Origin of the sequence: Sphingobium sp. WTD-1, from assembly GCF_030128825.1 — a bacterium.
Lineage (GTDB): Bacteria > Pseudomonadota > Alphaproteobacteria > Sphingomonadales > Sphingomonadaceae > Sphingobium.
On sequence record NZ_CP119127.1, the window covers coordinates 810,264 to 836,049 of the forward strand.

At 65.7% G+C, this 25,786-nt stretch carries 23 protein-coding genes and 2 tRNA genes; 11 read left to right on the plus strand and 14 right to left on the minus strand.

Going from position 1 to position 25,786, the window contains the following annotated elements:
- Positions 1-3: 3 nt before the first annotated feature.
- On the minus strand, positions 4-438 hold the full coding sequence (locus N6H05_RS04080; protein ID WP_284112808.1) for a VOC family protein: 435 nt from the start codon (positions 436-438) through the stop codon (positions 4-6).
- Positions 439-540: 102 nt separating this feature from the next.
- Here N6H05_RS04080 and N6H05_RS04085 point away from each other — a divergent pair, with 102 nt between their 5' ends.
- Positions 541-1,248 carry an SIMPL domain-containing protein gene (locus N6H05_RS04085; protein WP_284112809.1) on the plus strand — a complete coding sequence of 236 codons (708 nt, stop codon included), beginning with the start codon at positions 541-543 and terminating at the stop codon, positions 1,246-1,248.
- A gap of 4 nt (positions 1,249-1,252) precedes the next feature.
- Here N6H05_RS04085 and N6H05_RS04090 read toward each other — a convergent pair whose 3' ends face one another.
- Together N6H05_RS04090 and N6H05_RS04095 are read right to left on the minus strand one after the other, a co-directional pair.
- A complete protein-coding gene (locus N6H05_RS04090; RefSeq protein WP_284112811.1) occupies positions 1,253-2,146 on the minus strand; it encodes a tetratricopeptide repeat protein in 894 nt (297 codons plus the stop codon).
- Positions 2,146-2,898 carry an alpha/beta fold hydrolase gene (locus N6H05_RS04095; protein WP_284112812.1) on the minus strand — a complete coding sequence of 251 codons (753 nt, stop codon included), beginning with the start codon at positions 2,896-2,898 and terminating at the stop codon, positions 2,146-2,148. Before N6H05_RS04095 ends, N6H05_RS04090 begins: the two co-directional genes overlap by 1 nt.
- Before the next feature lie 158 nt (positions 2,899-3,056).
- On the opposite strand from N6H05_RS04095, the gene N6H05_RS04100 reads away from it, so the two are divergent.
- Positions 3,057-3,143, plus strand: a tRNA-Leu gene (locus tag N6H05_RS04100).
- Positions 3,144-3,312: 169 nt separating this feature from the next.
- Here N6H05_RS04100 and N6H05_RS04105 read toward each other — a convergent pair.
- Entirely contained in the window at positions 3,313-3,825 is a 513-nt protein-coding gene (locus N6H05_RS04105; RefSeq protein WP_004209273.1) for an outer membrane protein assembly factor BamE, read from the minus strand.
- Positions 3,826-3,987: 162 nt separating this feature from the next.
- Between N6H05_RS04105 and N6H05_RS04110 the strand changes: the two genes are divergently transcribed.
- From N6H05_RS04110 to dinB, 3 genes are read left to right on the plus strand one after another with little or no spacing between them, the layout of a single operon-like run.
- Positions 3,988-4,515, plus strand: a complete 528-nt coding sequence (locus tag N6H05_RS04110) for a ubiquinol-cytochrome C chaperone family protein (RefSeq protein WP_284112813.1) — start codon at positions 3,988-3,990, stop codon at positions 4,513-4,515.
- Complete coding sequence (locus tag N6H05_RS04115; RefSeq protein ID WP_004209271.1) at positions 4,512-5,057, plus strand: YceD family protein; 546 nt, start codon at positions 4,512-4,514, stop codon at positions 5,055-5,057. The genes N6H05_RS04110 and N6H05_RS04115 overlap by 4 nt, the downstream gene beginning before the upstream one ends.
- A 48-nt stretch (positions 5,058-5,105) precedes the next feature.
- Complete coding sequence (dinB, locus tag N6H05_RS04120) at positions 5,106-6,203, plus strand: DNA polymerase IV (protein WP_284112814.1); 1,098 nt, start codon at positions 5,106-5,108, stop codon at positions 6,201-6,203.
- 3 nt (positions 6,204-6,206) lie between these two features.
- On the opposite strand, the gene N6H05_RS04125 is transcribed toward dinB, so the two are convergent.
- Positions 6,207-7,010: a DUF1134 domain-containing protein gene (locus tag N6H05_RS04125; protein ID WP_004209269.1), complete on the minus strand. Its 804-nt coding sequence runs from the start codon at positions 7,008-7,010 to the stop codon at positions 6,207-6,209.
- Positions 7,011-7,241: 231 nt separating this feature from the next.
- On the opposite strand from N6H05_RS04125, the gene N6H05_RS04130 reads away from it, so the two are divergent.
- Both N6H05_RS04130 and N6H05_RS04135 read left to right on the plus strand, forming a co-directional pair.
- Positions 7,242-7,333 (plus strand) — tRNA-Ser (locus tag N6H05_RS04130).
- A 199-nt stretch (positions 7,334-7,532) separates the two neighbouring features.
- On the plus strand, positions 7,533-7,808 hold the full coding sequence (locus N6H05_RS04135) for an HU family DNA-binding protein (protein ID WP_017499409.1): 276 nt from the start codon (positions 7,533-7,535) through the stop codon (positions 7,806-7,808).
- A 110-nt stretch (positions 7,809-7,918) separates the two neighbouring features.
- Here the strand turns inward: N6H05_RS04135 and N6H05_RS04140 are convergent, their stop codons facing one another.
- Positions 7,919-9,448, minus strand: a complete 1,530-nt coding sequence (locus N6H05_RS04140) for a UxaA family hydrolase (RefSeq protein ID WP_284114162.1) — start codon at positions 9,446-9,448, stop codon at positions 7,919-7,921.
- A 46-nt stretch (positions 9,449-9,494) separates the two neighbouring features.
- Between N6H05_RS04140 and uxaC the strand changes: the two genes are divergently transcribed.
- Positions 9,495-10,904, plus strand: coding sequence for a glucuronate isomerase (gene uxaC, locus N6H05_RS04145; protein WP_284112816.1), 1,410 nt, complete (start codon positions 9,495-9,497; stop codon positions 10,902-10,904).
- 4 nt (positions 10,905-10,908) lie between these two features.
- Here the strand turns inward: uxaC and N6H05_RS04150 are convergent, their stop codons facing one another.
- Positions 10,909-11,943 (minus strand): LacI family DNA-binding transcriptional regulator, encoded by a 1,035-nt coding sequence (locus tag N6H05_RS04150; RefSeq protein ID WP_284112817.1) that lies wholly within the window; start codon positions 11,941-11,943, stop codon positions 10,909-10,911.
- 91 nt (positions 11,944-12,034) lie between these two features.
- Here N6H05_RS04150 and N6H05_RS04155 point away from each other — a divergent pair, with 91 nt between their 5' ends.
- Complete coding sequence (locus tag N6H05_RS04155) at positions 12,035-12,586, plus strand: arsenate reductase/protein-tyrosine-phosphatase family protein (RefSeq protein ID WP_284112818.1); 552 nt, start codon at positions 12,035-12,037, stop codon at positions 12,584-12,586.
- Here the strand turns inward: N6H05_RS04155 and N6H05_RS04160 are convergent.
- The 4 genes from N6H05_RS04160 to N6H05_RS04175 form a co-directional block, all read right to left on the minus strand.
- Positions 12,555-13,763 carry a carboxylate--amine ligase gene (locus N6H05_RS04160; RefSeq protein ID WP_284112819.1) on the minus strand — a complete coding sequence of 403 codons (1,209 nt, stop codon included), beginning with the start codon at positions 13,761-13,763 and terminating at the stop codon, positions 12,555-12,557. The genes N6H05_RS04155 and N6H05_RS04160 overlap by 32 nt on opposite strands.
- Positions 13,760-14,740, minus strand: coding sequence for a polysaccharide deacetylase family protein (locus N6H05_RS04165; protein ID WP_284112820.1), 981 nt, complete (start codon positions 14,738-14,740; stop codon positions 13,760-13,762). Before N6H05_RS04165 ends, N6H05_RS04160 begins: the two co-directional genes overlap by 4 nt.
- Before the next feature lie 157 nt (positions 14,741-14,897).
- Entirely contained in the window at positions 14,898-15,395 is a 498-nt protein-coding gene (locus tag N6H05_RS04170) for a flavin reductase family protein (protein ID WP_037509026.1), read from the minus strand.
- A 101-nt stretch (positions 15,396-15,496) separates the two neighbouring features.
- Positions 15,497-17,758 (minus strand): NADP-dependent malic enzyme, encoded by a 2,262-nt coding sequence (locus tag N6H05_RS04175; RefSeq protein ID WP_284112821.1) that lies wholly within the window; start codon positions 17,756-17,758, stop codon positions 15,497-15,499.
- Positions 17,759-17,895: 137 nt separating this feature from the next.
- Here N6H05_RS04175 and mutS point away from each other — a divergent pair, with 137 nt between their 5' ends.
- Together mutS and N6H05_RS04185 are read left to right on the plus strand one after the other, a co-directional pair.
- Positions 17,896-20,538 (plus strand): DNA mismatch repair protein MutS, encoded by a 2,643-nt coding sequence (gene mutS, locus N6H05_RS04180; protein WP_284112822.1) that lies wholly within the window; start codon positions 17,896-17,898, stop codon positions 20,536-20,538.
- A 9-nt stretch (positions 20,539-20,547) separates the two neighbouring features.
- Positions 20,548-23,310 carry a [protein-PII] uridylyltransferase gene (locus N6H05_RS04185; protein ID WP_284112823.1) on the plus strand — a complete coding sequence of 921 codons (2,763 nt, stop codon included), beginning with the start codon at positions 20,548-20,550 and terminating at the stop codon, positions 23,308-23,310.
- Positions 23,311-23,317: 7 nt separating this feature from the next.
- Here N6H05_RS04185 and N6H05_RS04190 read toward each other — a convergent pair whose 3' ends face one another.
- The 3 genes from N6H05_RS04190 to xth are packed head-to-tail and all read right to left on the minus strand — an operon-like array spanning position 23,318 to position 25,673.
- Positions 23,318-23,818: a L,D-transpeptidase family protein gene (locus N6H05_RS04190; protein ID WP_284112824.1), complete on the minus strand. Its 501-nt coding sequence runs from the start codon at positions 23,816-23,818 to the stop codon at positions 23,318-23,320.
- The gene (gene ribA / locus N6H05_RS04195) at positions 23,815-24,876 is read right to left on the minus strand and encodes a GTP cyclohydrolase II (RefSeq protein WP_284112825.1); all 1,062 of its coding nucleotides are present in this window, start codon (positions 24,874-24,876) and stop codon (positions 23,815-23,817) included. Before ribA ends, N6H05_RS04190 begins: the two co-directional genes overlap by 4 nt.
- Entirely contained in the window at positions 24,876-25,673 is a 798-nt protein-coding gene (gene xth, locus N6H05_RS04200; protein WP_284112826.1) for an exodeoxyribonuclease III, read from the minus strand. The genes ribA and xth overlap by 1 nt, the downstream gene beginning before the upstream one ends.
- Positions 25,674-25,786 lie beyond the last annotated feature (113 nt).

Here is a 25,786-nt window from a genome sequence, read left to right on the forward strand (position 1 = left end):
GGCTTACCAGGCCCCGATATTGGGCATCGACACCCAGGGTTCGGCCGGGTCGAGCCGGCCATCCTGCAGCAGTTCGACCGAGATATTGTCGGGGGTGCGGATGAAGGCCATGTGGCCATCGCGCGGCGGGCGGTTGATGGTGATGCCGGCGTCCATCAGCCGCTGGCAGGTCTCGTAGATATTGTCGACCTGATAGGCGAGGTGGCCGAAATTGCGGCCGCCATCATAGATTTCCGCCGGGCTGCCATCCTGCGGCGGCCAGTTATAGGTCAGTTCCACCTGCGCGTCCTCGTCGCCCGGCGCGGCCAGATAGACGAGGGTGAAGCGGCCCGCCTCGCTGTCGAAGCGCTTGACCTCCCGGAGGCCGAGCAGCTCGAAAAAGCCGATAGTCTTGTCGAGATCCGTGACGCGGATCATCGTGTGCAGATATTTGAGCAAGGCTTTCTCCGTTCGTCGCCATAAAGCAACGGTTCATCGGTAGATTGGCAGATAGCTCCCTAGATAGGACCGGGATCGGTCTGGCGGAAGAGGAAAGCGATCATGGCTCTGGAAATGCGGGACAAGGTGCTTCTGGGTTCGGCGGCCCTATTGGCGGTTGGGGTGGTCGCGGGCGGCTATCTGCTGGGCGACGGCCTCAAGCGCGCAAGGGCGGCCGACCGGTCGGTCACGGTGCGGGGCCTGGCCGAGAAGGACGTGACCGCCGACCTTGCCACCTGGTCGATCAGCTATTCGGCGACCGGCACCGACCTGCCGACGGTGCGCGCAGAGATCGACGCCAATACCCAGGAACTGAAAGCCTATTTCGCCAGCCTTGGCTTCAAGCCCGATGCGCTGACCCCGGTCGGCGCGGGGGTGAACCAATATCTCAACAATGGCATCAACAATATCACCATCACCCAGCGCATGCTGCTGCGCACGACCGACATTGCTCGCGCCCAGCGTGCCGTCGCGCAACAGTTCGACCTGGTCCGGCGCGGCGTGACGCTGCAGGAAGGATCGGGGATGCGCTACAGCTTCACCAGGCTCAACGACCTCAAACCCCCGATGGTGGCGGCGGCGACACGCGATGCGCGCGCAGCGGCCGAGCAGTTCGCCAAGGACTCAGGCGCGGGCGTCGGCGGCATCAAGAGCGCGACCCAGGGCTATTTCTCGATTGATCCGCGCGACGGCGAGGGCGGCGACGGATCGAGCGATACGCCCTACAAGAAGGTGCGCGTCGTCACGACCGTGGATTTCTATCTGAAATAGCAGCTCACTTCGCCGGAGGTGATGCCGGCGCCGGCAGTCGGCCCAGATTGTCGGCCGCTGCCTTGCCGGCCGGTGCATCCGGGGCCAGCTTCACCGCCCGCTGCCAGGCCGAGCGGGCGATATCCGCATGATCGGTCAGGACGGCAATATTGCCCTCCTCCAGCGCGACCGAGGCATCATCGGGCGACAATTGCACGGCGCGGGCGATATGCGCCTGGGCCAGTGACAGTTCGCCGGTGCGGCGCGCCAGCGTGGCCGACAGCAGCCAGGCAAGCGGATCCTTGGGCGCCTGGGTCAGCGCGGTGTCGAGCGAACCGCGCGCGCCATCGACATCCCCGAGCGCCACCAGCGCGCGGGCGCGGTCGAGATGCAGTTCGCCCTTTTCCATGCCGTCGGGCAGGCCGCGTGCCAGTGCCGCGTCGAAATCTTCCCGCGCCTTCTTCGCGTCGCCGCTGGCAAGGGCGGCATTGCCGGCCTGGCCCCAGAGGCGTGCGCTCTGGACGATCTCGCCGCCGCGCTCGGCTTCCTCGGCTGCCTGTTCGAAGGCGACGATCGCCGGCCCCCATCGTTCGGCCCGCGACAGGGCAAAGCCCATGCAGTGGCGGGCGTAGAAGCTGCCGCCGTCGATCCGCCAATTCTGCGCGAAGGTGATTGCCTTGTCCGGCGATTCCAGCGCCTGGTCGAGACAGGCCTGGAACGGTCCGGCAAATTTGGCCGGAACCGGGATGCGCCCGTCAGCGTCCGGCGCCGATCGCGCGGCAGCGGCCTGTTGGACTGACGCTGCGGAGGCGGCCGCCGCTGCGGCATCCTCCTTCTTCTTGCGGCTGTTGCGCATCACCGCCTCGATCTCGGGATCATAGGCCTGCATGAACATCAGGAGGGGGAGGATGACGGGCATCAGCGATTGTCCAGAAGAGCGGCGACGGTGCGGATCAGCAGGGCGATGTCGCCGTCGCGGGAAAGGCGATGGTCGCCATCCTTAATGAGCAGCGTCTGCACATCGGATGAACGCAGCCGATCAGCCGCGCGCAACGCGATTTCCCAGGGGACATCCGTATCGCACTGGCCCTGGAGCAGCCGGACCGGGCAGTCGATCGCGATTGTGTCGTCCAGCAGCCTATGCGCCTGGCCAGACTGCCAGAAGGCCAGCGTCGTCACATAGGGATGGTCGCCATAGGGCGTGGGTTCCTCGATCCGCCCCTCGGTCGCCAGCAGCGCCTTGTCGGCGTCGGTAAAGCCCCACTCGGTGAAGTCGGGCGCGGCGGCGATGCCGACCAGCCCCATGATCCGGTCCGGGCGGGCCAGCGCGATCAGCAGTGCCAGCCAGCCGCCCATCGACGATCCGACCAGCAGCAGCGGCCCCTGCGTCAATCCGTCGATCAGGGCCAGCGCATCGTCACGCCAGCTGGCGAGCGTGCCATCCTCGAACCGACCCTCGCTGGCGCCGCAACCGGCATAGTCGAGCCGCAGCATCGCCCTGCCCTGCTCGGCGGCCCAGGCGTCGAGCGCGAGCGCCTTGCTGCCCTCCATGTCGGACATGTAGCCCGGCAGGAAGATGATGGTCGGCCCCTGCCCCGGACGATGGCGATAGGCGAGGCGCAGCCCGTCGGCACGCGCAAGAAATTGGGGGGAAGATTCGGGCGCGTTCAAGTTTCAAAGGCTCCATCGCTGTGGACCGGGGCACGGCATGGCCCCGGATTGCCATGTTTTGACGGCAAAAATAGCCCTTTCCCGTGAAAGTTCAAAAAAAACGCATTGCCGCGTTGACAGGTCTGGAGGCCGCCGTTAGAGGCGCACTCCTACCCCGTGCCCAGATGGCGGAATTGGTAGACGCACCAGCTTCAGGTGCTGGCGATCGCAAGGTCGTGGAGGTTCGAGTCCTCTTCTGGGCACCATTTTCCTTCGGTGAGGAAGGAAGCAAAAACCGCCGGAAACGGCGGTTTTTTTGTGCCTGTCGCAGGTCGAACCGCTGTCGATCCGATGGTCAGGTCATGCCGTCCAAAAAAACGCCGCCCGGTCCATGATGGACAGGACGGCGCCTATATCTTTGCGATGCAGCCAGCCTCAGCTGCCGTTCGGGCCGCCGCCTGGACCGGCGCCACCGGCGGAGCCGGCGCCCATGGCCCCCACGGCACCGATATTGCCGAAAATCTCGTCGAACAGGCTGCGATGGCGGCCCAGCGTCGGGGTCTTGTCGCCGGTCGGCGAGATGTGCGCGACCTGCTCCAGGCCCATGCGATCGACCGCGACGACATTGCCGGCCGGGTCGAACCGGACATGCAGGACGGTCTGCGACACCGGCTTGGGATTGGAGAAGGCGAGCGAGCGCATGTCGCGCGACACATAATACCAGTCCTGTTCGCCGAACTGGGCGACGAAGCTGGGACGGCCCAGCGTGCCTTCGACCGAGGCACGGTTGTCGATGCCGGGCTGGACGGAGTCCACCAGCAGCTTGTCGACCTGATAGCCCTGATGCGTGCGGATGCGGGTACAGCCCGATGCGCTGATCACGATCGCGCCGAGGCCCAGAGCCAGCAGGAAACGCCCGCGGCGGGACTGGCGGCTAAACTTGCGCATGGTCTTCTCCTGCGGGGACGGGCCCGCGAACCCAAGAAACAGAAAGCCGCCATTGCATCGGGCGGCCCAGCGATCAATATGGAAATGCGCAGGCCCCGGCAAGGGGCGCACGCGCCCGCGAAGCCCGCTGGCCCACATTCCATCACGAAAAGACGGCAACCCATGTCCCAATCCCGTCCTTCCTTCCTCCAGCGCCTGCTGGGCCGCGATGATCCGAAGGCGGGCCTGATGCCGCTTTATCATGCGGTGGTGGCCGAAGGGCGGCAGCCGCACTGGTATCTGCAAGGCGGTGTGCCCGATACGCTGGACGGCCGTTTCGACATGATCGTCGCGATATTGGCGCAGGTGCTGATCCGGCTGGAAGCGCTGGGCGCGAAGCAGGACAGCGTGTGGCTGACCGAGCTGTTCGTCGACGATATGGACGGCCAGCTGCGCCAGGAAGGGATTGGCGATGTCGTCGTGGGCAAGCATATCGGCCGGATGATGAGCGCGCTGGGCGGGCGACTGGCGGCCTATCGTGCGGCCTTGACGGCGGAGGGTGATCTGGAGGATGCGCTGCGCCGAAACCTGTATCGCGGTGATGCCCCGTCCGCAGATGCCCTGGCCCATGTCGAGGGCGCGCTGCGCGCGCGCTGGACAAGGCTGGCCTGCCTGACCCGCGACGCCTTGCTGGCTGGAGACCTTGGATGAGCGACATGATCGAATTTTCGCGCCCCGTGCGCGCCGACCAGCTGGGCAAGCTGGGTGACAGCCTGGTGACCATCAGCGCCGATGAGGGCGAGCGCGCCGCGCTGATGCGCCGTTTTGCGCTGCTGGCGCTCGACCGGCTGGAGGCGGATTATCGGCTGAGCGCGGAGGGCAGCACGATCCTGGCACGCGGCCGGGTCCGCGCCGCCCTGGCCCAGCCCTGCGTCGCTACCGGCCTGCCGGTGCCCGAGACGATCGACACCGATTTCCTGCTGCGCTTCGTGCCCGAGAGTGGCGACCTGCCCGAGGGCGAGGAGCTGGAGCTGGACGCGGAGGATTGCGACACGATCGGCTATGACGGCAATGTCATCGACATGGGCGAGGCGGTGGCCGAGACGGTGGCGCTGGCGATGGAGCCCTATCCGCGCGCGCCGGAGGCCGACAGCTATCTGCGCGAGGCCGGGGTGCTGACCGAGGATCAGGCCAGCCCCTTTGCCGCGCTGCTGGCCATGGCCAAGGATGAAAAGGGCAAGAAAAAGGGCTGACACGCCCGACTGTTTCCCTTTCGTTCCCATGGTGGCATAAGGCCGGCCATGGACGCCCCGCCGCCCGCGCTGCGCAAGATCATCCATATCGACATGGACGCCTTTTATGCGTCGGTCGAACAGCGTGACGATCCCGGCCTGCGCGGCAAGGCGATCGCCGTGGGTGGTGGCGGTCCGCGCGGCGTGGTCGCCACCTGCAGCTATGAAGCGCGCAAGTTCGGCGTGCGATCGGCGATGCCGGGTGCAAGAGCGCGGCGATTATGCCCCGAGCTGCTGTTCGTGAAGCCGCGGTTCGAGGTCTATCGCAGCGTATCTGCCCAGATCCGCGCGATCTTCGCGCGCTTCACCGACATGATCCAACCGCTCTCGCTCGATGAGGCCTATCTGGACGTGACGCAGAACAAGCCGGGCATCGCGTCGGCGACGCAGGTGGCGCAGGAAATCCGGCGGCTGATCCAGGAGGAAACGGGCCTCACCGCATCGGCGGGCGTGTCCTATAACAAGCTGATCGCCAAGCTGGCGTCGGACCAGAACAAGCCCGACGGGCTGTGCGTGGTGCGGCCGGCGGAAGGCGCCGACTTCATGGCGCGCATGCCGGTGCGGCGGATTCACGGCATCGGCCCGGTTACCGCCGAACGGATGCACAAATTGGGGATCGAGACCGGCGCCGACCTGCGCGATCGCGACTTGCCCTTCCTCCAGACCCATTTCGGCAGCAGCGCGCTCTTCTATTATCGCGCCGCGCGGGGTGAGGACGACCGGCCGGTGTATGAGCGACAGGAGCGCAAGTCGGTCAGCGTCGAGGATACCTTCTTCGAGGATCTTCTCGCCGAGGAGGCGCTGCTGCACGAGATCGAGCGGATCGCGCAAAGCCTGTGGGCCCGGATCGAGAAGGCGCAGGCCTATGGCCGGACCGTTGTGCTGAAGGTGAAGTTCGCCGATTTCCGCATCATCACCCGGTCGCGCAGCTTTGCCGCGCCGGTCCGGTCGGTCGAACAATTGGTGGACGCTGGCCGTGCGCTGCTGAAGGCGCAATTGCCGCTGCGCATGGGGGCCCGGCTGCTGGGCCTGGGCGTCCATAATCTGGAAGGCGAGGGGGAAGCGGGGGAGAGCGACGGCGAGGGCGCCCAGCTCTCCCTGCTATGACCGTCAGAAGGGCAGCCAGGTCCGCTTTTCGCTGAACTTCATATAGCCGGCATTGACACCGAGGCGGTAACCGACGCCCAGGCGGATCGGGATCAGCACCACGCTGCCCCAGCGCAGATAGCTGGCGGTGAAACCACCGACCAGATAGGCGGTGCCTTCGGCCGCCGGAAAGCGATGGTAGAGATCCTGGCTGTCATAAAGATTATAGACCAGGACGAAGGTGTTGGCGGCATTGCCGCCGACGTCGAAGCCGATCGACGGGCCGGTCCAATAGACTTCGCGCTTGCCCTCGATCTTGTGATTGAGCGTGCCCGAACCATAGCGCAGGCCGACCACGAAGGCGCCCGACGCCTCGCGCCCGGAAATATAGGCATTGGGCTGGCCCTGGTCCTTGAGGATCTTCTCGATGATGCCGGCCAGGCCCTCGGCCCCCTTGCCGAACACGCCTTCGGCGGCGCCGATCAGATCATCTTCCTGATAGGATTCGCCCGGGGCCATCGCGGCCGGCGGCGAATTGGACGTTACGGGCGCGCCGGTGGCGGTGGCACCGCCGACAGCGGGGGCGGCATTATAAGTGCCGGAATCGGTCGAGGTGGCTGGCGGCGGCAGGCTGGAGTCGACGCCGGGATCGGTCGGCGTGCTGTTCTGGACTGGCGGCGGCGCAAGATCGGAATCGATCGCCGTGTTGGGATCGACCGTGCGAATCTGCGCGCTGGCGACCGGCGCCAGCAGGAGCCCGCCGAGTGCCGCCATCAGGGCACCCACCCGTGCGAAGCGGGCGCCCGTGCGCCCCATGCTGCCGATCATTACCCGATACTCCCCGAAGCCCGCGCTTGAAAACATTGGACAGATTATCCGTCGCCAAGCTGAAACGACAATGAACGAACGCCCACCGGAGTCGATTCTAAGCCAGATTGAATCCGATTGTGCAAATCGGCATGAAAAATCGCGCATTTGGACCGTTGCCATGGATCAAAGCCGTCGCTATAGCCCGTCGCCTAGCCACTGCCTCCCGGTTTCCGGTAGGCAAATTCGTGCGGAGACGTGGGTGAGTGGCTGAAACCAGCGGTTTGCTAAACCGTCGTAGCCTTAAGGGGCTACCGAGGGTTCGAATCCCTCCGTCTCCGCCACCTTTCCCTTGATGATGATCCGGCCGCTCAGGCCGCAACATCGGCCTTCGAACGGCCGGTTGGCATCGTCGCATGCACAAAGCGTCGAAAACGCCCCATTAACCGCACTTTTAAGCGCAATCGGACGCTTGGGGGCGATGGACCTTGGCTTTCGTGCCAGCTATGCAATGCGCGCCAACAACAAAGGAAAGTCTATTCCATGAACAACAGCGACCTCGCCGACAGCCTGGCTTCGGCCAACAACATCACCAAGGCCGATGCTCGCAAGCTGGTCGATGGCGTGTTCGCCGCGATCGCCGATGCTGCCGCGAAGGGCGAAGAAGTTTCGCTCAACGGCTTCGGCAAGTTCAAGGTCAAGGACACGCCCGCCCGCGAAGGCCGCAACCCTTCGACCGGTGCGACCATCCAGATCGCTGCCGCCAAGAAGCTGACCTTCACCCCCGCCAAGGCGGTCAAGGACAAGCTGAACGGCTGAGGAACTGGCCCGGTGCCCGCCTGATGGCGCGGCGCCGGGCTTATTCTGCCGGCATCCTCCGGTCCCGCACGGATGGATCGCCCCAACCCCCATTATCCTTGGGCGAAAAACTAAAGGGTTACGCCGCGCTTCCAGATGCCGATGGCGCGTTCGTCATTCACCTCGTTCCGGGCCGGCGCACCGCTGGCAATCGCGACGATATGCGCCAGCAGCGCATCGGCCGCGGCATCCATCCCTTCCTGCAGGACGCGTCCGGCGTCGAAATCGATCCAGCCCGGCTTGCGATCGGCCAGCGCGCTGTTCGACGCGATCTTGACCGTCGGCACCGGACTGCCAAGCGGCGTGCCCCGACCGGTCGAGAACAAGGTCAGGGTTGCGCCAGCCGCCGCCAGCGCTGTCGTCGACACGGCATCATTGCCAGGGCCTTCCAATATGGTGAGGCCGGTGCGGCTGATCCGGTCGCCATAGTCGATCACGTCCGTGACGATGGCGATCCCGCCCTTCTGCACCGCGCCCAGCGATTTTTCCTCCAGCGTGGTGATGCCGCCGGCAATATTGCCGGGACTGGGATTTTCCGACACCGGCTCGCCATGGTCGAGGAAATAGCGCTTGAAGCGATTGACCACCTGCGTCAGCCGATCGAACACCGCCTCATTCTCGGCACGCTGCATCAACAGTGTCTCGGCACCAAAAATCTCCGGGATTTCGGTCAGGATCGCGCAGCCTTGCGCCTGGGCCACGGCATCGGCCATGCGACCGATCAGCGGATTGGCGGTGAGGCCGCTCATCGCATCGGAGCCACCGCATTTCACCCCCAGGCGCAACGCCGAAAGCGGCACATCCTGTCGCTGATCCGCGCTGGCGAGATCGATCAGTTCGGCGAGCGCCGTCATGCCAGCCTCGAACTCATCACTTTCGCTCTGTGCGCGGACGGTGCGCAGCCGATCACGGCGATCGGGTGGAATGCGCGACAGCAGCGCATCAAGCTGGTTGGATTCGCAGCCCAGCCCGAGCAGCAACACCCCGCCGGCATTGGGATTGAGCGCCAGAGAGGCGAGGATCGCGGCCGTGCCATCCAGATCGGCGCCGAGTTGCGAGCAACCAAAGGGGTGATTGAAGGCATGGACGCCATCGATGCGCCCCTCCGCCAGCGCCGCCCCCTTCATCGCCAGCCGCTCACCCAGCCGGCCGACACAGCCCACGGTCGGGAGAATCCAGATCTCGTTGCGCGTGCCGACACTGCCGTCGGGACGGACATAGCCGCGGAAATGCGGGACGGGTCGGTCCGTCGGGGATAGCGGCTGCGGCTGCGCGCCGGTGAAGCGATAGGCCAGCTCGCCCGAAAGCGCGGTGTGGAGATTATGGCTGTGGACATGCTCGCCGGCCAGGATCGCCCGCGTCGCCAGGCCGATCGGCGCGCGATAGCGGCGGACCGGCGCGCCGGCCGGAATCTCATGAAGCGCGAACTTGTGCCCGGCCGGGACCGCATCGCGCAACGGCACATCGACCATGCCGACCCGCACGGTCTGCCCTGCCTCCAGCGGGTGTAGCGCGACGGCGACATCATCTTCGGGCGCGACCTGAAGGGCCAGCAGCGGGGCGGTTTCGGCAAGGATCGACATGGGTTTGGAATAGGCCATTGCCAGCGTTGGCACAAGGCGGTAACCGGCGGACAAGGAGATCGCCATGCATCCGCTTACCCTGTCGCCCGACCGCCTGTTCCCCGCCGATCCCACGACCCGTTCGATCGCCCGCGCGCTCTATGCCGAGATCGCCAACCTGCCGATCATCAGCCCGCATGGCCATACCGACCCGGCCTGGTTCGCCACCAATGCCCCCTGGTCCAACCCGACCGAACTGCTGCTGGCGCCCGACCATTATCTGTTCCGCATGCTCTATTCGCAGGGCATCGCGCTGGACGATCTGGGCGTGCCGCATCGTGGCGGCCTGCCCGATACCGATCCGCGCGCGGCATGGCGCCTGTTCGCCAGCCATTATCATCTGTTCCGGGGCACCCCGTCGAGCATGTGGCTGGACCATGTCTTTGCCGAAGTGTTCGGGCTGGACATGGCGCTGGACGCACAAAGCGCCGACCAGGTCTATGATGCGATCAATGCGGCACTGGCCACCGACGCCTTCCGTCCGCGCGCGCTGTTCGAACGATTCAATATCGAATTGCTGGCGACGACCGAAGGCGCGGACGACGATCTGCGCCATCATCAGGCGATCCGGGAATCCGGCTGGCAGGGTCGGGTGGTCACCACCTATCGCCCGGATTCGGTGATCGATCCCGAGCATGAGGAATTTCGCGACGCGCTGGTCCGCTTCGGCAACATGACCGGCGAGGATGTCGAAAGCTGGAAGGGTTATCTGGCGGCCCATGCCAAGCGGCGCGCCGATTTCCGCGCCATGGGGGCGACCGCGACCGACCATGGCTTTGCGACGCCGCGCACCGCCAATCTGTCGACCGTGGAATGCGAGACGCTGTTCGCGAAGATCGTCGGCGGCACGGCCGATGCCGACGATGCCGAGCTGTTCCGCGCCCAGATGCTGACCGAAATGGCCAAGATGAGCCAGGCGGACGGCATGGTGATGCAGATCCATCCCGGTTCCTGCCGCAACCATAATGCCGCGCTGTTCCACAGCCATGGTCGCGACAAGGGCGCCGACATCCCGATGCGCACCGACTATGTCGGTGCCCTCAAGCCGATGCTGGACGTGGTCGGCAATGACGCCAACCTGACCATCATCCTCTTCACCCTGGACGAGACCACCTATGCCCGCGAACTGGCGCCGCTGGCGGGCCATTATCCCTGCCTGCGGCTGGGCCCGGCCTGGTGGTTCCATGACAGCCCGGAAGGGATGCGCCGCTTCCGCGAGATGACGACGGAGACCGCCGGATTCTACAATACGGTTGGGTTCAACGACGACACCCGTGCCTTCCTGTCGATCCCGGCGCGGCATGATGTCGCCCGCCGCATCGATTGCGCCTTCCTGGCGCGACTGGTCGCCGAACATCGGCTGGCCGACTGGGAAGCGGCCGAGCTGGTGCAGGAACTGACCGTCGGGCTGGTGCGCCGCGCCTATCGGGTCTGATCGGTCAGGCTGGGGCGGGACCGCTCGATTCCGCCTCCACCAGGCGCAGCGGCGGGGGCAGTTCGGCGGTCACGGCCTGCCCCTCGATCCGGTCGATCAGCTGCTGGGTCGCGATCCGCGCCATATCGCCAAAGGGGCGCCAGATGGTGGTGAGCGCCGGCGACACGACATGCGACAACAGGCTGCCGTCGAAGCCGACGACGGACAGCGACTGCGGAACGGCAACGCCCTTGATTCCCGCGCATTTGAGGACGCCGGCAGCCATGACGTCATTGGCGGCGAAGATCGCCGTGGGCACAGTTGGCAGCGACAGGAAGCGCTCGGCGGCGGCAAGGCCCGACTGGAAGCCATAATCGCCCTCCGCCTCGTCCAGCAAAGTGACACCGGCGGCGGCGAGCGCCTCGACAAAGCCCGCCCGGCGCTCCTGCGCGGAAATGGCGTCGGCCGGGCCGCCGACCATCGCGATGCGGCGATGGCCAAGATCGAGGAGATAGCGCGCCACCTGTGCGGCCGCCTCGCGCTCGGGCGACAGGATCACATCGGCATAGCCGCTGATCGGCAGGGCCGACAGGGCAACGGCGGGAATATGCTCGCGTGCCAGCGCTTCGGGCAGGCCGGCAATGCCCGATACCGGCGGCAGCACCACCAGACCGTCGGTGCGCGAGCGACGGACGAATTGCAGCACATCCTCGACCGAGGCAGCGGCATCCATCGGCGTGGGATGGACCACCAGTTCATAGCCGCGCCGGCCCGCTTCGCCGACGATGCCGCGCTGCACGGCGTCGAGCACCAGCGCGTTGCGATCATTATGGACCATGCCGATCAGGAAGGAGCGGCCCATGGCGAAGGCGCGGGCGCGCATGGAAGGACGGAAATTGAGCGCCGCAATCGCCTGCTGGACGCGCTCGCGAGTTTCCGCATTGACCTTGGACGACTGATTGAGAACCCGTGATACCGTTCGGATCGAGACGCCCACCGCAGCGGCGACATCGGCAATGGTGGAATCGCTTCCCTGCGGGCTGTCCTTTGTTGATCGCATCTTTGCGGCTAGCCACAGGGGGAGGGAAATCGCAACCTGTTTGGGCTAACGCCCTTCCAATGGATTCCCTTCTCCCCATCGGCACCGTCGCATGATCAACGCACGTTTCGGCACATTTCGAGGTCTGGTGCGTCTGGTCCTGTCCTATCCGCAGCTCGCGCTGGGGCGATCGGCCACGCGGCGCCCCGACCCGGCCGAAGTGCGTCGGCTGGTCTTCGTCTGCCAGGGCAATATCTGTCGCAGCGCCTTTGCCGATGTGGTGGCCCGCAAGGCCGGCGCCCGCACGGCCTCCTTCGGCCTGTCGACCACCACCGGACGACCCGCGCATGATCCGGCAATCGCGGCGGCGCAGGCCCTGGGCCACGACCTGTCCGCCCACAAGGCGCTCGACAGGACGGATTATCAGCCACAGCCGGGCGACCTGCTGCTGGCGATGGAAGTGCGCCAACTGCATCGGCTGGCTGCCGATTCGCGCCTGTCGCACCTGCCGCGCCAGTTGCTCGGCACATGGACACAACCGATGATGCCGCATCTGCACGATCCCTATGGCCTGGACGATCGCTACATGGCGCATTGCCTGCAGCGGATCGAGCAGGCGGTGACGGCGCTGGTCAGGACTTATCCCGGCGCAACGCCTTCCTGACGATCTGCCCCAGATCGCGCAGCAACGGCCGGGGATCGCTGAAGCTGAAGACATAATAGCGCATGCGCGGGTCGAGGAATCCGAGCAGGTAGGTCGCGAGGTCTCGCCATGGGCTGGCCCGGAAGAAGGGATCGGCGCTCTTGCCGCCCATCAGCAATCGCAGCAGGCGCTTCGTCTCCGGCACCATGTAGCGGGCGCGCAGCGTATCGCGGGGCAGGGGCGCCGCATCCGTTTCACCCAGCACCGCCCGGCGATAGGCTTCCCAGGCGAAATGGGCATGGCAATGGCCGGCCAGCGGCAGGCTACCCCAGAAACGGCCGTTCACCTCCATCAGCCAATAATGACCGCTGCCTGCATCATAGCGATATTCGACCATGGCCGGCCCCTGCCAGCCAAGCGCGCGCAGCAATTGTTCGGACAATGCCATCTGTTGCCCATGGCGATCGCGCGGTTCGGCACGGCACAGGGTCGATACGCCCCCTTCGGGCGGCCATTCGTGCAGGCGGCGATGCTGGAAATGCAGGGTCGCATCACCATCGGCCATGAACAGCATCTGCCCGAGGCCAACACCGCTGCAATATTGCTGAATCATCGGCCAGATGCCGACCGGACGATAGCGGGCGAGCAATGCCTGCAACGCATCCGGCGTCCGCACATATTCCGCCTTGATCCATTCCAGCCCGGCCCGTTCGAGCAACGGCATGACCGCCGGCGGATTGGCCCATTTGGCGACCAGCGGATAGGGCATGGATGCGGCATGGGCCTGGAAATCGTCACCCGCCATCGGCTGCCAGGTTTGCGGTATCAACAGGCCCTGCGCCGCCGCGGCCGCCAGGGTGCGGCGCTTGTCGATCACCTGGTTGAGCGCTTCGGCGCGCGGAACCAATATATGGCAATCGCCGATCATCGGCGGCAGCAGCGCCAGATCGAGCAGATCGGTCTCCGAAATGGCGAAGACGGCGCGGGCCCCGGTCCGGGCGATCAGGTCGGGCAGCCAATCGGCCGCTGCGCCTGACGGCCGATCGGTGCTGTCCGTGCAATAGCGCGATGCCGCCGCGATCCCGCTTGCCGGCCCGACGCCATGGACCGGCACGCCATGGCGGCCGAGTTCCCGGACGATGGTCAGGCTGATCGCATTTTCCAGGCCGATGACGATCGCGCAGGGCAGGCGGCTCACGCAGGCACCAGCCGATGTTCGTAGCGCCAGGTCGCCCAGGCCTGTTGCGCGATACGCAGGCCGGTGCGCAGCCGGCTGGGCGGCACGCGGGTCAGGGCGCGCGCCGGGGCATCGGCCAGGGTCGTGGAAAGATCGTGAAAGCCGGCAGGGTGTATATCCGGCGTCGCGGCGGCAGTCCGGCACAATTGCTCGAACCGGCGCATCACCGTGCGGTTCGGGCGCATCCGGTCGCGCGAGAGCATTTCGAAACTATGGGTGACGATGACGAAGGCATCATGACATTCCTGCGCGGCGTGACGCATGCCGGCGCGCATTTCGGCGGCCGACATGGCGCAGATCTGTGCCGGGCGGAAATGGCCGGGGCGGTCAGCGATCCCCGACACGGGCAGTTCGACCAGCCCCTGGGCGCGAACCGCGCCGATCTGGCCGGCGTCCATGCTGATGCCGCATCCCTGGCCGAGATAGGCCGGATTGACGCTGCTGTCCCAGCCGATGCCGATCGCCGCCAGCGCCCGCAACGTGTCATCATTGGCGCCGAAATTGCCGGCCCGGAACGCGCTGATCCGCGGGGCGCCCGCCTGTTCCAGCAGGTCGCGGCCAAGGTCGAGGAGGGTGATCTGGTCAGCCAGGCTGAAATCGCCGATATTGCGGCCCTGCCGCCCTTCGATCGGCGAATCTTTGACCCAGGCCAGCCATTCGCTGTGCAGATGGAGTTGCACTTCATGCCCGCGCCCGACAATGGCCGCGACGATGGGCTGGAGAAAGGCGGGACCGTGGATCAATGCGGGCAGGGGATCGAGGAAGAAGACGCCCTTGAGGCCATGGCGGTCCATCAGGTCCATCTGCCAGCCGATGCCGAAAGCACCGACCGCCGTCTCGCCCCAGATCGACTGGCGCAGATTCTGCTCAAGACCGACGCCGCGCTGGTGCAACGCTGCCGACAATTCGGTGTCGATGGTGATGAGCAGCGCAGTCATGATCAGTCCGATGCGGAATGGGGACGATGATAGACGGCAGACGTTAAGGAGCCGTGATGTTTCTGACCCATATATGGATCATTACGGCCTTTTAACGAGCTTTACCCCTTTTTTCTTGCCCTCTTGCCCGATCAGACGGCGTCGCGCCGCCTGTTCCTCATGCGAGCAGGGAAAATTCGCCATAATTGCCCTGGAAGAACAGCAGCGGCCGGTCGGGCCGTTCCACTTCCAGCGCGACCACTTCGCCCAGCACGATATAATGATCGCCGGCCTCATGCACGGCATGCAGGCTGCAATCGATCCAGGCGACGACATTGTCGATGATGGGCGATCCATTGTCGGATACGCGGTGCGACACGCCGGCGAACTTGTCGGGACCTGGTGCGGCCAGCTGGCGGCAGAGCGGCTGCTGATCGCTGGCGAGGACATTGACGCAGAAGCGGCCAATCTGCTGGATGCGCGGCCAGCTGCCCGAGCTTTTGGCGGGGAAGAAGGCGACCAGCGGCGGATCGAGCGACACCGAGGTGAAGGAGCCGACCACCATGCCGACCGGGGCGCCATCCTCGCCCGACGCGGTAACGACGCACACGCCGGTCGGATAATGGCCCAGGACGCGGCGGAAGGTGGCACTGTCGATCATGGTTGCGCTGTTCATGCCATGGTCTTCCAGCAGACGATGGCGCAAGGCAAGCGAAACCGGTCAGAAACCAACCGGTCGTAGCGGATAGGGGCGGGGCTGGTGCCCCGCCACGATCATCAGAGCGCGATGCCGCCGGCGGCCAGCACGGCCAGCGTCAGCAGTTCGGACGCATTGGACGACATGGTCGCGATCTGCACCGACTTTTCCATGCCGACCAGCACTGGCCCGATCATCGACGTGCCGCCCAGTTCGCGCAGCAGCTTGGCCGAGATGTTGGCCGACTGCAGCCCCGGCATGACCAGCACATTGGCCGGGCCGGACAGACGGCTGAACGGATAATTCTTCATCACGGTCGGATTGAGCGCCGCATCCGGCGTCATTTCGCCTTCATATTCGAAATCGACGTCGCGCTGGTCGAGCAGCTTCACCGCGTCGCGCACATTGTCGAGGAAGGCCCCGGGTGGATTGCCGAAATTGGAATAGGAGAGGAAAGCGACGCGCGGGTCATGGCCCATGCGGCGCGCAACCGCGACCGTCCCCTCGGCAATGTCGGCCAGTTCGGACGCCGAAGGCCGTTCATGGACGGTGGTATCGGCCAGGAAGACGGTCTTGTCCTTGGTCACCATGACATGGATGCCGAAGGGCGTGCAGCCCGCAGCCGGATCCATCACCCGCTTCACCTCGCGCAGGGTCTGGCCATAGGGCCGGGTGACGCCGCTGATCATCGCATCGGCCACGCCCATCTTCACCAGCAGCGATCCGAAGATGTTGCGATCGCGGTTGACCATCCGCTCGCAGTCGCGACGCAGATAGCCGCGCCGCTGCAACCGGGCATAGAGAAGATCGACCATTTCGGGCACCAGCGGCGAATTGACGCTGTTGTGCAGTTCGAAGCTGTCGGGATCCCGGACGCCCAGTTCCTTGAGCTTGTCGCGCACATGGTCGCGGCCGACCAGCACGGGAATACCATAGCCCAGTTCGCGGAACTGGATCGCGGCGCGCAGCACCACTTCCTCTTCCGCCTCGGCAAAGACGACCCGCTTGGGATTGGCCTTGGCGAGTTCATAGGCGCTGGTGAGAACCGAGGTGGTCGGGTTGAGCCGCGCCTTGAGCGAGTCGCGATAGGCGGCCATGTCGGCGATCGGCTTCTGTGCGACGCCGGTATCCATCGCCGCCTGGGCGACGGCGGCCGGAACCACTTCCATCAGGCGCGGATCGAACGGCGCAGGGATGATATAGTCCGGGCCGAAGCTGTGCGAACGGCCATAGGCCTTGGCCACTTCCTCTGGCACCTGTTCACGCGCCAGATCGGCAATCGCCTTGGCGGCGGCCAGCTTCATCGCCTCGTTGATGCCGGTCGCCCGCACGTCGAGCGCACCGCGGAAGATGAAGGGGAAGCCCAGGACATTGTTGACCTGGTTGGGGAAGTCCGACCGGCCGGTGGCGACGATCGCGTCGGGGCGAACCGCATGGGCGTCAGGCGGCAGGATTTCCGGATCGGGATTGGCCATGGCGAAGATGATCGGATTGGCCGCCATCGACTTGACCATATCCTGCGACATGGCGCCGGCGACCGAAAGGCCCAGGAACACGTCGGCGCCCTTGACCGCTTCAGTGAGGGTCCGCGCGTCGGTCTTCACCGCATGGGCCGACTTCCACTGGTTCATGCCCTCGGCGCGGCCCTGATAGATGACGCCCTTGCTGTCGCACATGATGACGTTTTCGTTCGGGACGCCCAGCGCCTTGATCAACTCGGTGCAGGAAATGGAGGCGGCACCCGCGCCATTCACCACCACCTTCATGTCCTTCATGTCGCGACCGGTCAGCAGCGCGGCATTGATGACGCCGGCTGCCGCGATGATCGCGGTGCCATGCTGGTCGTCATGGAAGACCGGAATGTTCATCCGCTCCTTGAGCGTCGTTTCGATGACGAAGCATTCGGGCGCCTTGATGTCTTCCAAGTTGATGCCGCCGAAGCTCGGCTCCATCAGTTCGACCGCGTCGATGAAGCGATCGACATCCTCGGTCTTCAGCTCGATGTCGATGGAATCGACATCGGCGAAGCGCTTGAAGAGGACGGCCTTGCCCTCCATCACCGGCTTGGACGCAAGCGCGCCGAGATTTCCCAAGCCCAGGATCGCCGTGCCGTTGGAGATGACCGCGACCAGATTGCCCTTGGCGGTATAATCATAGGCGGTCGCCGGATCTTCAGCGATCGCGCGCACCGGCACCGCGACGCCGGGCGAATAAGCGAGCGAGAGATCGCGCTGCGTCGCCATCGGCTTCGACGCGATGATCTCGATCTTGCCGGGGCGGCCGGTCGCGTGGAAGAACAGCGCCTCGCGCTCGGAAAATTCCACATTTGACTTTTCGGTCATCGCGACACCCACATAATGGAACAATAGCGCCGCCCTAGCGGTAAGATTATCTTGTGGGCAAGTGCGAGAAGCGCAATTTTCCTGCCCTTTGGCGAAGCTCTGGTTTCAGCCGAGCGATCAGGCTATCCGCTTGCCCCATGGCCAATTCGACCTCCACCACCACCCAGCCTACCCCCATGATGGCACAATATTTCACCCTCAAGGCAGAGGCGCAGGATTGCCTGCTCTTCTACCGCATGGGCGATTTCTTCGAACTCTTCTTCGATGACGCCAAGATGGCGGCCGCGACGCTCGACATTGCGCTCACCAGCCGTGGCGAACATGCCGGGCAGCCGATCCCGATGTGCGGCGTGCCGGTGCATAGCGCCGAATCCTACCTGGCCCGACTGATCAAGGGCGGCCATCGCGTCGCCATTGCCGAGCAGACCGAGACGCCGGCCGAAGCCAAGGCACGGGGCGGCAAGGCGCTCGTGGCACGCGCGATCGTCCGCTACGTCACCGCCGGCACGCTGACCGAGGAAACCCTGCTCGACAGCCGGCGCGACAATATGCTGGTGGCGCTCGCGCAGACAGGCGGGGAAGGTGATCTGGGCCTGGCCGCCGCCGACATCTCAACCGGCCGGTTCGAGACGATGACGGTGCGCGCCGACGACCTGCCCGCCGAACTCGCCCGCTTGCGGCCGAGTGAAGTGGTGATTGCCGAAGGGTCGACATTGGAGGTCGCCAACAGCCATCCGTTCGACAAGGCGGCCTTTTCCAGCACCCGCGCGGAAGAAGCGCTCAAGCGCCTGTTCGCGGTCGCGACGCTGGATGGTTTCGGCCAGTTCAGCCGCGCCGAACTGGCAGCGATGGGCGGTCTGATTGCCTATCTCGATCATGCGGGGAAGGGCACGCTGCCCTTCCTGGCGCCCCCGCTCCGCAAGACCAGCGGCGCCCATGTCGCCATCGACGCGGCGACGCGCGAGAGCCTGGAAATCGTCGCGACCACTGGCGGCACGCGGGCGGGCAGCCTGTTGGGCGCGGTCGACCGGACCGTCACCGGGGCCGGCGCCCGGCTGCTGGCACAGGATCTGTCGGCGCCGCTGATGGATGCGCCGCTGATCGACGCGCGGCTGGGCCTGGTGCAGTTGTTCCATGATGACGCGACGCTGCGCAGTCAGTTGCGGGCAGCACTGCGCGCGTTGCCCGACATCGGCCGTGCGCTCGGCCGTGTCGCCGTGGGGCGGGGCAGCCCGCGTGACCTCGGCCAATTGCGCGACGGCCTGGGCGAAGCGCGATTGCTGCGCGAGCGGTTGGGGCGCCTGGCCGATCAGCCGCTGTTGCTGACGCAATTGCTGCCGGCGCTCGACGGTCATGGCGCGCTGGTCGATGCGCTGGCGCGCGCATTGGTGCCCAGTCCGCCGACCGAGACCAATAATGGCGGCTATATCGCCGACGGCTTCGATCCCGCGTTGGATGAGCTGCGCCGCCTGGCTGGCGACGGCCGCCGCGCGATCGCCGCGCTGGAGGCGCAATATCGCGAGCAGACCGGGATCAGCGCGCTCAAGATCCGTCATAATGGCGTGCTGGGCTATCATGTCGAGGTGCCGGCCCGCGCCGCCGACCAGCTGATGCAGCCCGAAAGCGGCTTCACCCATCGCCAGACGCTGGCCGGGGTCGTGCGCTTCAACTCGATCGACCTGCACGAACAGGCCGGACGCGTGGCGCAGGCCGGCGCCCATGCGCTGGTGGCGGAAGCTGCCCATCTCGAAACGCTGATCGAGGCGGTGCTGGACCGCAAGGCCGACATCGCCCGCGCTGCCGATGCGCTGGCGCGGCTGGATGTTGCCGCCGCGCTGGCCGAGCGGGCGGCCGAAGGCGGCTGGCAACGCCCCCATTTCGTGATCGAGGACGGGGTTGGCCCCTGCCTCGACATTGTCGGCGGCCGCCACCCTGTGGTCGAGGATGCGCTGCGCGCGCAGGGCCAGCCCTTCGTCGCCAATGATTGCCGGCTGGTCGCGACCGACCGGTTGTGGCTGGTTACCGGCCCGAACATGGGCGGTAAATCGACCTTCCTGCGGCAGAACGCACTGGTCGTCATCCTGGCCCAGGCCGGTGCCTTCGTACCGGCGGAATCGGCGACGCTGACCCTGGTCGACCGCCTGTTCAGCCGCGTCGGCGCCTCCGACAATCTGGCGCGCGGCCGGTCGACCTTCATGGTCGAGATGGTCGAGACCGCGGCGATCCTGGCGCAGGCGACCGAACATAGTTTCGTCATCCTGGACGAGGTCGGGCGCGGTACATCCACCTATGATGGCCTCGCGCTCGCCTGGGCGGTGGTCGAGGCGGTGCATGAGGTCAATCGCTGCCGCTGCCTGTTCGCCACCCATTATCATGAACTGACGCGCCTGTCTGAAACGCTCGATGCGCTGTCGCTGCATCATGTGCGGGCGCGCGAATGGAAGGGCGATCTGGTGCTTCTGCACGAACTGGCCGAAGGGCCGGCCGATCGCAGCTATGGCCTGGCGGTGGCGCGGCTTGCCGGCTTGCCGCCCCTGGTGCTCAAGCGCGCCAAGGATGTGCTGGGCCGGCTGGAGGCAGGCAAGGCGAAGACCGGCGGCATTGCCGCGGGGCTGGACGACCTGCCGCTGTTCGCCAGCGTCGCGACCCAAGCCGAAGAGGTGGTCGATCCGCTGCGCAACGCACTGGATGACATCGATGCCGACGCTCTGTCCCCGCGTGAGGCACTCGATCACATATATCGGTTGAAACAACTGGCCGCCGCCAGTCACCACGAGTAGACGAGAGCCATGGTCATGCAGTTCCCCAGCCTGGGGTCGCGCCGCGCGATCATTGACCGGCGCGCGATTTCCGACAGCATCAACGCCCTGGCGCAGGAGCACCGGGGCGATCCGATCAAGCTGCGCGGGCTGATCGTCAAGGAACTGAAGGCGGCTTTGGAGCATGGCCGCGCGGATGTCGCGCGCCGGTTGGAGGCCAAGCCGACTCGCGGGCGCGAGGCAGTCAAGGCCTTCGCTTTCCTGATCGACCAGATATTGCGGCTGCTCTACGACGCCACCACCCACCATCTCTATCCGGCCAGCAATCGCAGCACTGGCGAACGGATCGTGCTGATCGCCGTCGGCGGCTATGGCCGGGGCGAGATGGCGCCGCACAGCGATGTCGACATCGGCTTCATCACCCCATGGAAGCCGACCGGCTGGACCGAACAGATCATCGAATCCATGCTCTATTCGCTGTGGGATCTGGGGCTGAAGGTCGGCCATAGCAGCCGTTCGATCGACGAGACGATGCGAATGGCCAAGGCCGACCTCACCGTGCGCACCGCCCTGCTGGAAGCGCGCTATGTGTGGGGCGATCGAGCGCTTTACGAGGAAGTGGCCGCCCGCTTCGACAGCGAGATCATGCAGGGCACCGCCCGCACCTTCGTCACCGAGAAGCTGGAGGAACGCGACGAGCGCCACCGCCGAATGGGCGACAGCCGCTATGTTGTCGAGCCCAATGTCAAGGAGGGCAAGGGCGGCCTGCGCGACCTGCACACACTCTTCTGGATCGGCAAATATGTGAACCGGGTGAAATCGGTCGCCGAACTGGTCGATGTCGGACTGCTGACCGAAACCGAGCTGCGCCAGTTTCAGAAGGCCGAGGATTTCCTGTGGGCGGTGCGGTGCCACCTGCACACCATCACTGGCCGGGCCGAGGATCGGCTCACCTTCGACCTGCAGCTGGAAACCGCGACGCGGATGCACTTCACCGCGCGCGCCGGACGATCCGGGGTCGAGCGCTTCATGCGCTATTATTTCCTCAACGCGAAGGCGGTCGGCGACCTGACCGCGGTGTTCCTGGCACATCTGGACGACCAGCTGGCCGAACGCGGACGCCGCTATATTCCGTCCATCTTTCGCCGGCCCAAGAAACTGGATGGTTTCGTGCTGGATCGCGGGCGGCTGGCGCTGCCGAGCGACGATTTCTTCCAGGCCGATCCAGTTCGCCTGGTCGAGATATTCGCGGTGGCCGACAGGCATGGGCTGCAGATTCATCCGAGCGCGATGCGCGCGGCCAGCCGCGACGCCGGCCTGATCACCGCCAAGGTGCGCAAGGACGCACGCGCCAACGCCGCCTTCATGGATGTGCTGACCAGCCCGCGCGACCCGGAAACGGTGCTGCGCTGGATGAACGAGTCCACCGTGTTCGGTCGGTTCATCCCCGATTTCCGTCGCGTCGTGGCGCAGATGCAGTTCGACATGTACCATCATTATACGGTGGACGAGCATACCATCCGCGCGGTCGGGCTGCTGGCCCGAATCGAGAAGGGCGAACTGGCCACCGACCATCCGCTGGCGACCGAGCTGATGGGCAAGATATTGTCGCGCCGGGTGCTCTATGTCGCGGTGCTGCTGCATGACATCGCCAAGGGGCGCGGCGGCGACCACAGCATATTGGGCGCGGAAGTGGCAGAACATCTCTGCCCGCGCCTGGGCCTGACCGCCGCCGAGACCGAGACCGTCGCCTGGCTGGTGCGTTACCACCTGCTGACGTCGGCCACCGCCTTCAAGCGCGACCTGGCCGACTACAAGACGATCCTCGATTTCGTCGAAGTCGTGCAGAGCCCCGAGCGGCTGCGCCTGCTGCTATGCCTGACCGTGGTCGATATCCGCGCGGTGGGGCCGGGCGTCTGGAACAGCTGGAAGCGGCAGTTGCTGGGCGACCTCTATGATGCGGCCGAGGAAGTGCTGCGCCTGGGCCACAAGCAGAAGGGCCGCAGCGAGCGCGTTGCCGCCAAGCAGGAGGCGCTGCGCCAGGCGCTGGGCATGGATGAGGCGACCTTCGCCGCCTTTAGCGGCCGCATGCCCGAAAGCTACTGGATCGCCGAACCGGACGATATCCTGGTCCATAATGCGCGGCATATATTGGAAGCGGGCGACTCCTCGCTGTCGATTGCCGCGCAATATTATCCACAACGTGGTGCCACGCTGGTCACTGTCTATGCGACCGACCATCCGGGCCTGTTCTACCGCATTGCCGGCGCGATTCACCTGGCTGGCGGCAACATCATCGACGCGCGCATCCATACGACGCGCGATGGCGTCGCGATCGACAATTTCCTGGTGCAGGATCCGCTGGGCGGCGCCTTCCACAGTCCCGAGCAGCTGGCGCGGATCAAGGCGGCGATCGAGGACTCCCTGTCGAACCGCCACCGCATGATCACCAAGCTGGAAGCGCGCCCGCTGCCCCGCACCCGCGCCGAAGCCTTCCGCATCGAGCCCAATGTGTTGATCGACAACAAGGCGTCGAACCGCTTCACCGTGATCGAGGTGAATGCCCGCGATCGGCCGGCGCTGCTGTTCAGCCTGGCCAATGCGCTGTTCCAGTCGAAGGTGACGGTCCACAGCGCCCATGTCGCCACCTATGGCGAGCGCGCGGTCGACACCTTCTATGTCACCGACCTGCTGGGCGGGAAGATCGAGAGCAAGGCGCGGTTGCAGACGCTGGAACGGCGGCTGCTGGAGGCGGCCGGCGGCGAAGTGGGCGAGGCACTGGAGCGCGCCTGATTGCTACTCAGGCAATGGTCATGACGTCGCCGGGTGACAGCAATGGCAACAGGCGCAGCATGTCGTCGCGGTCGACCGCGACGCAGCCGGCGGTCGGACGTCCTTCGGACAGATGGAAGAAGATAGCGCTGCCCATGCCCGGCACCGGCGGCGCATCATTATGGCCCAGGATGACGATCACGTCATAGGCATCGTCGCTGCGCTGCAGGCTTTCGGTCGAGAAGGGCCGGGGCAGGCGCACGGGACGGTTATAGGCGGGATCGGCCGGATCGTCCGACCAACCATCCCCCGCATGGATCCAGCGCCAGGGCAGGGCGATGCCGGTGGTGGAGACCTTGCCGGGGCGCAGCAGCACCGCACGGATCGGCCAATTGCCCAAGGGGGTGCAGCCATCGCCTTCGCGCTTTTCGGCGGCCGCGCAGGCGCCGCTGCGGCCGATGGTGCAGGCCATGTCGAGATCGCCGAAGCGCAGTCGCCCGGTGGCGACATCGACATGGATGACGCTCATAGCTGGTGGCCGGTCCGGTCGCGCTTGGTGGCGAGATAGCGTTCATTGTGCGGGTTGGCCGGCAGGATGATCGGCAATCGTTCGACCACCTCGATCCCTGCCGCCTGCAACCCGGCCACCTTCTGCGGATTGTTGGTGAGCAGCCGCACCCCGCCAATGCCGAGCAGGTCGAGCATCCGCGCCGCGACCGAGAAGTCGCGCGCGTCGATCGCGAAGCCCAGCCGCACATTGGCGTCGACCGTGTCGAAGCCCTGATCCTGCAGCGCATAGGCGCGCAGCTTGTTGACGAGGCCGATACCCCGGCCCTCCTGACGCAGGTAGAGCAGCACGCCCCATTGCGCATCGGCGATCTGATGCAGCGCCTGATGCAATTGCGGGCCGCAATCGCATTTCAGGCTGCCGAACACGTCACCGGTCAGGCATTCGCTGTGGATGCGGATGACCGGGGGCGATGCATCGCGCTTGCCGACCACCAGCGCGACATGTTCGCGCGGCTCGTCGGGGCTGCGGAAGGCGATGATCTCCGCGCTCTCGCTTGCCGATACCGGCAGGCGGGCACGGGTCGCGATGGCGAGGTGGATGGCATCGTCATAATCGCCGACATCATCGGCGCTGACGTCCGCCTCGACCGGGCCGTCGCCTTCGAGCAGGAAATAGGCGGGCAGGATACCGGCCAGCCGGGCCAGGCGCAGGGCGGCCTTGGCCGCCTGGGGCGCCGGCAAGGCCCGCGCACGGAACGGCCCCTTGAGCGGCGAGGCGAGGTCCAGCACCGGATCGGAAATCGAGGTCGCGACATCCGCGTCGATCCACGGCGCTCGTTCGATCAGTACCGGCAGGTCGGGATCGGCCGCCGCCAGCTGGTTGGCGAGCTTCAGCGTCTCGGCGCGGGCGGCAGAAATCAGGATATCGGCCTGCCCCTGCGGATCGAAATCGGCCAGCGTCACCGCATCCGCACCCTCGATCGCCATCAGCCGGATCGCGCCATCGGGCGCGGTCAGGCGGATCGCCCAGCCGCGACGCAGCGCATCGATGGCGCGGGCAGCGTCCCGCCCGTTCATCAGAAGGCGAACTCGGTGATGATCGGGATATGATCGGACGGCTTTTCCCAGCTGCGCGCGGGTTCGACGACACGGTGAGCGACCGCCTTGTTGGCGATATCCTTGGTCATCCACATATGGTCGAGGCGACGGCCGCGATCCGACGCCGCCCAATCCTTCGCGCGATAGCTCCACCAGGTGTAGAGACGCGCCGGGGCAGGGTGGAAATGGCGGCCGATATCGACCCAGTCGTTCGACGCCTGCAACCGGCCCAGCAGTTCGCATTCTTGAGGCGTATGGCTGACCACGTCGAGCAGCTGCTTGTGGCTCCAGACGTCGCATTCCAGCGGCGCGATGTTGAAGTCGCCGGTCAGGATGGTCGGCTTGTTGTCGAGCGCGCCGGACCATTCGATCATCCGCTCGATAAAGTCGAGCTTCTGGCCGAATTTGGGATTGACCGTGCGGTCGGCGACATCGCCGCCGGCGGGAACATAGACATTCTCGATCCGCACACCATTGTCGAGGCGGATGCCGACATGGCGGGCTTCGCCATTGGCCTGCCAGTCAAACCGGTCATCCTCATGGATCGGCACCTTGCTCATGATCGCAACACCATGATGCATGCGCTGACCGTTCAGCACCTGATGGACATAGCCCAGGCGCTTGAACATGTCGGTGGGGAAAATCTCGTTCACCACCTTGGTTTCCTGCAGGCAGAGAATGTCGGGCGCTTCTTCGGTCAGGAAGCGTTCGACGATGTCGATCCGGGCGCGGACGCTGTTGATGTTCCAGGATGCAATCGAAAGGGTATCGGCCATGAAAAGCACCTAGGGTGCCGCGCGCCCGCGCGCAAGCGCCGGACAAAGTAAGACCCCCGCTCCGGGGGCGTGGAACGGGGGTCTCGATCGCGCCCTTGAAGCGCTTTGCGACG